Annotated in this window: 1 protein-coding gene; it reads right to left on the reverse strand. The window is 55.6% G+C overall.

The features are described from left to right. Nucleotides 1-80: 80 nt before the first annotated feature. Nucleotides 81-311: translation initiation factor IF-3 (infC, locus tag CYJ76_RS11920; protein ID WP_180802312.1), on the reverse strand; the 231-nt coding region annotated here is incomplete at its 5' end.

Raw genomic sequence — 311 nt, forward strand, 5'->3', positions numbered from 1 at the left:
GGAGATCTTGATGCGCTTTGCGGCACCCTTGTGAGTCTTCTGCTTCATTGGTGAAAAACCTCTAACAACTAGTTCTGTTACTACTTCTTGCCCTTGCGGACCGGGCCCAGCACCATGGTCATGTTGCGACCGTCTTGCTTGGCACGGGTCTCAACTACGCCGTATTCCTCGACGTCGTTTGCCAGTCGCTCAAGCAACCGGAACCCGAGCTCCGGGCGAGACTGCTCACGCCCGCGGAACATGATCGTGACCTTGACCTTGGAACCCTTCTCCAGGAAACGAATGACGTTGCCCTTCTTGGTCTCGTAGTC

The organism is Kytococcus schroeteri (genome assembly GCF_002847825.1).
GTDB classification, from domain to species: domain Bacteria; phylum Actinomycetota; class Actinomycetes; order Actinomycetales; family Dermatophilaceae; genus Kytococcus; species Kytococcus schroeteri.